The organism is Ligilactobacillus murinus DSM 20452 = NBRC 14221, assembly GCF_001591685.1.
In the GTDB taxonomy this organism is placed as follows: domain Bacteria; phylum Bacillota; class Bacilli; order Lactobacillales; family Lactobacillaceae; genus Ligilactobacillus; species Ligilactobacillus murinus.
In genome coordinates, this window is record NZ_BCVJ01000115.1 from 1 (window position 1) to 1289 (window position 1289).

Below are 1289 nucleotides of genomic sequence, written 5' to 3' on the forward strand. Positions count from 1 at the left end.
TCCCCCAAGTCGAAGCGATCTTACTGGGGCAAAATAGTTATGCCCCATGGCAGATCTTGTGGCGTAAATTTGTTGGTGGCTTGTTAGCCATATGTCCTGGGTTATTTTTGGGACGTGAAGGTCCATGTATCCAAATGGGAGCTTGTGTAGGGCAAGGCTTGGCAAATGATGTTTTTAAAACCTCTAAAAAAGATCAACAGACATTACTCTTGGCTGGAGTAGCAGCGGGGTTGGCAGCTGCATTTAGTGCACCATTAGCTGGGGTATTATTTATGGTCGAGGAGATCACAACGACTTTTAAACCGCAGATCTGGTTGACGGCTTTAGCAGCAGCTTTGAGTGCTGATTTGATGACTTTGGTTTTATTAGGCCAAAAGCCTAGTTTAGCAATGTACATCACACCGTTTGTGGGTGAGCCTAATTATTTATTTTTACTCATCTTGGGCATCATTATCGGTATCTTAGCATATGGCTATCAATATGTTTTGTTAGAGCAACGTTATCTGTATAGCAAGCTAAACTTTTTACCAAAACGTTATCACAGCTTGATCCCATTATTATTGACTATTCCCTTGGGTTTGTGGAATGCTAAGCTCTTAGGGGGAAGTCATGTTTTTATCAGTTATGTGACGGATATGAGTTTAACAACGACTGATCCAAGTGTAATTTTGAAGTTGCTCGTGCTCTTTTTTATCGTTCGGTTTATTTTTTCCATGATATCCTATGGAGCTTCGGTCCCAGGTGGGATCTTTATGCCGATCTTAGCCTTAGGTGCTGTGATCGGATGCTTTGCCGGTTTGTTAGGGGTAAATGCTGGATGGCTCGAACATGGTCAAGTCTTGGGCGTGATCTTGATCTCGATGGCGGCTTATTTTGGGGCGATCGAAAAAGCTCCATTTACGGCGATCGTCTTATTGACTGAAATGGCGGGCTCATTAGCCTCAGTTTTTCCATTGGTTTTTGTAACATTTATCGCTTATACCGTTGATACACTTTTAGGTGGGCGTCCGATCTATACTGCCTTACGTGAAGAAATGCAATTTAAATAAAAGGGGCTGTGACATAAGGCTCTATCTTTAAAGAAGACCATTCGAATTTTTTGAAAATTTTGAAAAATTCGGATGGTCTTCTTTTTGTTTTTGTTATTTGGTGATATTTTTGAACTACTAGTGGACATTTTCCACATGTTCAATGCCATTAAAGCTATTCCCATTTGTCGATTTACCTTTTTCTTGTTTCGTACGGTAAATCGAATAAAACCCAAATAAGCCTTCAAATTACCGAAAATA

At 40.4% G+C, this 1289-nt stretch carries 1 protein-coding gene and 1 pseudogene; one reads left to right on the forward strand and one right to left on the reverse strand.

Annotation, left to right across the window (positions count from 1 at the left end; genetic code table 11):
- On the forward strand, positions 1–1049 hold a 1049-nt coding region (locus LMU01S_RS10010), incomplete at its 5' end, for a chloride channel protein (RefSeq protein ID WP_061773588.1).
- Here LMU01S_RS10010 and LMU01S_RS10735 read toward each other — a convergent pair.
- Positions 1013–1289, reverse strand: a pseudogene (locus tag LMU01S_RS10735) (IS1182 family transposase); the annotation flags it as partial. The gene LMU01S_RS10010 and the pseudogene LMU01S_RS10735 overlap by 37 nt on opposite strands.